The organism is Stieleria sp., from assembly GCF_041595215.1.
Classification (GTDB): domain Bacteria; phylum Planctomycetota; class Planctomycetia; order Pirellulales; family Pirellulaceae; genus Stieleria; species Stieleria magnilauensis.
In genome coordinates, this window is the sequence record NZ_JBFHKV010000569.1 from 1 (window position 1) to 5381 (window position 5381).

General features: G+C 57.7%; 6 protein-coding genes. All 6 read right to left on the reverse strand.

All coding sequences use genetic code 11. The features are described from left to right. Positions 1 to 1541, reverse strand: a 1541-nt coding sequence (gene nuoL, locus ABX749_RS20190) for an NADH-quinone oxidoreductase subunit L (RefSeq protein WP_372897560.1), incomplete at its 3' end; no start/stop codon positions are given. After that, positions 1538 to 1873, reverse strand: coding sequence for an NADH-quinone oxidoreductase subunit NuoK (gene nuoK / locus ABX749_RS20195; RefSeq protein WP_372897561.1), 336 nt, complete (start codon positions 1871 to 1873; stop codon positions 1538 to 1540). The genes nuoK and nuoL, both read right to left, overlap by 4 nt. Before the next feature lie 42 nt (positions 1874 to 1915). Further along, the gene (locus ABX749_RS20200) at positions 1916 to 2452 is read right to left on the reverse strand and encodes an NADH-quinone oxidoreductase subunit J (protein WP_372897562.1); all 537 of its coding nucleotides are present in this window, start codon (positions 2450 to 2452) and stop codon (positions 1916 to 1918) included. Further along, positions 2445 to 3143 (reverse strand): 4Fe-4S binding protein, encoded by a 699-nt coding sequence (locus tag ABX749_RS20205; RefSeq protein WP_372897563.1) that lies wholly within the window; start codon positions 3141 to 3143, stop codon positions 2445 to 2447. Before ABX749_RS20205 ends, ABX749_RS20200 begins: the two co-directional genes overlap by 8 nt. 13 nt (positions 3144 to 3156) lie before the next feature. Continuing rightward, positions 3157 to 4299: an NADH-quinone oxidoreductase subunit NuoH gene (nuoH, locus tag ABX749_RS20210; RefSeq protein ID WP_372897564.1), complete on the reverse strand. Its 1143-nt coding sequence runs from the start codon at positions 4297 to 4299 to the stop codon at positions 3157 to 3159. Positions 4300 to 4330: 31 nt separating this feature from the next. Further along, the coding region (locus ABX749_RS20215; RefSeq protein WP_372897565.1) for an NADH-quinone oxidoreductase subunit D at positions 4331 to 5381 on the reverse strand (1051 nt) is incomplete at its 5' end.

Genomic DNA, 5381 nt, shown 5'->3' on the forward strand with positions numbered 1-5381 from the left:
ATCCAGCCGCCGCACACGGACATCACCCCGAGCACCACCAACGGGATCGTCATGATCGGCGGGGACTCGTGAGCCTTCGACGCGCCGTCGGACTTGTGTGCCCCCAGGAACGTCAAAATGTAAACGCGAAACATGTAAAAAGCGGTCAACGCAGCCACGAACAGCCCCACCCCAAAAATCAGATGGTGCTCCCCGTCCAACGCGGCGCCCAAAATCTCATCCTTTGAAAAGAACCCGGCCAGCGGCGGCACACCGGCAATCGCGATCGTGGCAATCAAGAACGTCGCATGCGTCAACGGCATCTTCTTTCGCAGCCCTCCCATGTCCGCCACGTCGTTGCTGTGGACGGCGTGGATCACCGAACCGGCCCCCAAAAACAGCAGCGCCTTGAAGAACGCATGTGTGAACAAATGAAACATCGCAGCACCCAGCCCGGCTGGGTGCTCCGCCGACGCGACGCCCAACGCCAGCATCATGTAGCCGATCTGGCTGAGCGTTGAGAACGCGAGCACCCGCTTGATGTCCGTCTGCGTGCATGCGATCAACGCGGCAAACAGGCACGTGAAGCAACCGACGGCGGCGACGACGTCGAGCGCGTCTCCCGAAGCCGCGAAACCGGGGAACAGCCTGGCCACCAGATAGACGCCGGCGACCACCATCGTCGCTGCATGAATCAGTGCCGAAACGGGCGTCGGCCCGGCCATCGCATCGGGCAACCAAACATGCAGCGGAAACATCGCGCTTTTTCCCGCCGCACCGATGAACACCAACAACATCGCAACGGTCAGTAGATCGAGCCCGAAAACCCCCGGCTGAGCTTTCAGATTGGCGAGCACCGGCTCCGAATTGATCGTCGCGAAATCTAATGCCTGCGTCGCGGCCGCCGATTGGAGCGCGGTGGCAGTGACGCCGCCCCATTCCGAATCGACGATCCACTGGTGGACGAAAAAACCGAGCACCAAAATCCCCGCCAAGAAGAACAGATCGGCAAACCGGGTGACGATGAACGCCTTCTTCGACGCCGCGATCGCTTCGGGCAGCGTGTAATAAAACCCGATCAGCAGGAACGAACTCACACCGACCAGTTCCCAGAACACGTACATCTGCAACAGGTTCGGCGCCAGCACCAGTCCCAACATGCTGAACGTGAACAAACTGAGGAACACGAAGTACCGTGAATACCCTTCATCGCCCGCCATGTAGCCGATCGAATAAACGTGAACCAGCAAGCTGACGCTCGTCACGACGAACAGCAACAACAGCGAAATCGGATCGATCAGCGTCCCCAGTGAAACGACCAAATGATCCTGGTACCGAAGCCATTCGATGCTCCACGTGACCGCTGACGCACCCGCTTCGGCTGAACTCAGATACGAAAGGCCCAATCCGCACGTCAGCAGAAACGCGGTCCCGATCGCGACCGACCCGATGATCCCGGCGACACGAGCATTCGAGCCGGTGGCAAACAAACCGATCAACAGGATGGAGATCAACGGCAAGGCCGGGATCATCCAGGCATTTTCGAATAGGAATCCGGTCACGACGTGCTGTTCCCCTGATCGCAAATGTGGTTGGCCTGCGTCACATCCAGCGTATGCCGGTGTCGGTAAAAGGACACAAAGATCGCCAACGCGACCACCGCCTCGGCCGCCGCAGCGGCAATGATGAACAACACCAGTACCTGACCATCGACATCGTCCGACGCGACAAAACGATTGAAAATCAGGATGTTAAGGATTGCCGAATTCAGTGTCATTTCGATCGACAACAAAACACCGACGGCATTACGTCGCGTGAAGATGCCGTACAGACCGATCGAAAACAGCAGCGCCGAAAGCGTCAGCCAATGCGTGATCGTAGGAGTTGGAAACATGTAAAAAGCCCGACGGCGGAGTGTTTTGAGCGGCAATCGTTGTTAGGTATCTTCTGGATCATGTTTGCGAGCGATCACGATGCCGCCGATCAGTGCGGCCAACAGCAACAACGAGATCACTTCGAACGGCACGATGTATCCGTCGCGTTCATTGCTCAATAACTTGCGGCCGATGGCGTGGACGTCTTCATGGGACACGGCCAGGCCTTCCGCGGTCGCGGGCGGAAAGTCCGTGTGCACATAGACCGACAGCGTGACGACAAAAAACGCCGTCGCCACGATTCCTCCCATCACACGGCGGGCGGCACTCGGCCGTTGCTCAAACGTACTCCCTTCGCTGGTCATCATGATCGCGAACAGCAGCAACACGACGATGCCGCCGATAAAGACCAACACTTGAATCCCGGCGATAAACTCGAATCCCAGCACCAGGATCAGCCCGGCACTCGCCCCCAGCACACCGATCAGGCAGACCGCCGATCGCAGCAGACGACGTCCGAGCACCACACCCAGCGCCAACGCAATCGACGTTACCGCAAAGAGGTAAAAGAAAAGGGTCGCGACTGTCCCGTCATGCATCGGTCGGTTTCTCTACGTCCAACTTGGGAATTCCATCCATTTCGCCGCCGCACATCGGAACCGGGCCCTGATACTTATTCATCGGCTTCATTTGCGCCTTGGCCAGTTCGTCATCCTCGAGCTTGTCAAGCTGACCGGCGGTCGGACCGGCGTATTCGTTCAAGTTGAACACCAGCAGACGCCGGTCGAACACCGACGACTCGAAATCGCCGGTCATTTCCAGCGTGTCGAACGGGCAAACCAGAACACAAATATTACAGAACGTGCACGTGTCCTGCCGCCAGATGAATTGATCCAGCGCCGGTTTACCGGTCGCCTCGTTCTTTTTGTCCTTGGTGATGATAATCGAAGCGTTCGGGCAAAGGCGTTCACAGATCTGGCACGCGGTGCATCCGTGTTCGCCTTCCTCGTTGTGAATCAATGACAGCCGGCCACGATACCGCTCGAACATCTCCAGTGTGTCGCGGTTTTCGGGATACTGTTGCGTGACCACCGTTGACGGACGCCGGAAGTAACTGAGCGTCGTCAGCAAGCCCCGCACGATGCCCTTGAATGACAACCACAGAATCGAACGCAGGCCGCGTTTCTGCCCCATGATCGACGGGCGCGGTGCGACACAGTCTGATTTCAGTTCGCCGAAATCGATCGGCGGGCATTCGGTTTCCGTCGGGACCGGTTTGGTCGTCGCCATGGCTAGCCGTCATTCATGTCGCGGAAGGGAAAAAATACAGTCCGCTCAGCACAATCGTCGCCGCCAAAATGAGATTGGCAAAGCCGATCGGCAACAGCACCTTCCACTCCAGTCGCATCAATTGATCCATCCGAAGTCGTGGAAAGGTCCAGCGGAACCACATCAAAATAAATATCAACGTCGCACATTTGCTGCCGAACCAAAAAATCGGGGAGATCACCGGAGGCAGCAGGTCCATCACGCTGTTGAAGCCCTCGTAGTTCCCCACATGGAACGGCAACCAACCGCCGAAGAAAAAGGTCACCGCCAGCGCCGAAAAAACGAACAGGTTGGCGAATTCGGCGAGAAAGAAAAACGAAAATCGCAAGCCGCTGTATTCGGTGTGGTAGCCGCCGGTCAATTCGCTCTCACCCTCAGGTAAATCGAAGGGCGTGCGATTCAGTTCCGCGGTGGACGCGATCACGTACAGGCAAAACGCGACGATCGCGACGCCATGCCCTCTCCAAATCCACCATCCTTGCTGTTGACTTTCAATGATCTCTGAAACCTTCAAGGTGCCCGAAAACAGGACCACCACCAACAGCGCGATGGTCAGCGAGACCTCGTAGGAAATCATCTGCGCGCCGGCTCGCATCGCCCCCAACAGCGACCACTTGTTGTTGCTGCTCCAGCCGCCCATCAGAATCCCCATCACGCCCAAACCGCTGACCGCCGCGATGTAGACCACCCCCACATTCATGTCGACGACCTGAATGCCCGGCGCCAGCGGGACGATCGCCAACAATAAAATCGTCGCCGTGATGCTGAAGATCGGTGCGCCGATGAAGATCACCTTGTCGCCGTCGCCGGGCTCGATCCCCTCTTTGAACAACAGCTTGATGCCATCGGCCAGCGATTGAAGCACGCCGTGCGGACCGACCCGCATCGGCCCCAATCGACACTGAAAGTGACCGGCGACCTTGCGCTCGATGTAGCTCATCACCAATCCCAACACGGAAACCGCGGTGAGCACGGCGACCAACCCGATCACGATGTACATCACCGCACCCCAGACGCCCGACTCCAACGCCCGACTGGCACGATCGGCCAACGACATCGCCGGCGCGGCAAACGCCTCGCTCGTTTGAACGGACAGTGTCAGCGAAAGTGGATTCAACAAAGCATCTGCCACGGCGATGGGTTTCTCCTTATCGATCGATGTCTGGGATGACCAGATCCAGAGAGGACATGGCCCCGATCAACGAGGCGATGTAGTCGCCCTTGATCATTGGCTCGAGACACCACAGGTTGTTGAAGTTCGGAGAGCGATAATGCAACCGATACGGCTCGTCCTTCTTGTCCGACGCGATGAACACGCCCAAGACCCCTCGCGCCGTTTCCAGTTGGCTGTAGTAGCGACCTTCCGGAATCTTGATCTTGGAATTCAGTTTCTTGACCAGGAAATCGCCCGGCGGGATGTTATCGAGCAGCTGCTCGACGATGTTCAGCGACTGACGCATCTCCTCCACCCGCACCCAATAGCGGTCCCAACTGTCACCGATCGTGCCGACGGGAACTTCAAAGTCCGCTTGATCGTAGACGCCGTAGGGGTGGTCTTTCCTCAAATCGAACGCGACGCCCGACCCTCGCAGAACCGGCCCGGTGGCCCCGTATTGGACCGCCGTCTGCGGCGTCAGAATGCCGACGTTGCGAAGACGTTCTTGGATGATGACGTTGTTGGTCAACAGGTCATCGTATTCGTCCAACTTGGGGCGGAAGTACTTGATGAATTCCTTGACGCGATGGACAAAATTCGGGTGAATGTCCGCCATCAACCCGCCGGGCAGCACATAGTTCATCGTCAGCCGGGCACCGACGGTCTCTTCCATCACATCGTTAAGGACCTCGCGATCGCGGATCCCGTACAGGAACGGCGTGAACGCCCCCAGATCCATCCCCAACACGCCCCACCACAATTGATGGCTCTGAATCCGTTCCAGCTCCGCAAAGATCGTGCGAATGTATTGAATCCGTGAATTGACCTCGATCCCCGCCGCTTCTTCAACGGCCTTCGACACCGCCCAGTTGTTCATGATCGACGACAGGTAATCCATCCGATCGGTCAGATGGACACAATTCATGTAGTTCATGTGCTCGGAGATCTTCTCGATGCTGCGGTGGATGTACCCGAGCACGGGGATACATCGAAGCACCCGTTCGCCGTCCAACTTCAACACCAGCCGCAACACGCCGTGGGTC

Excerpts from the sequence above, each read along its gene's own strand:
- nuoK (WP_372897561.1), bottom strand. The coding sequence starts at position 1,873 with ATGTTTCCAACTCCTACGATCACGCATTGGCTGACGCTTTCGGCGCTG.
- ABX749_RS20200 (WP_372897562.1), bottom strand. The coding sequence starts at position 2,452 with ATGCATGACGGGACAGTCGCGACCCTTTTCTTTTACCTCTTTGCGGTA.
- ABX749_RS20205 (WP_372897563.1), bottom strand. The coding sequence starts at position 3,143 with ATGGCGACGACCAAACCGGTCCCGACGGAAACCGAATGCCCGCCGATC.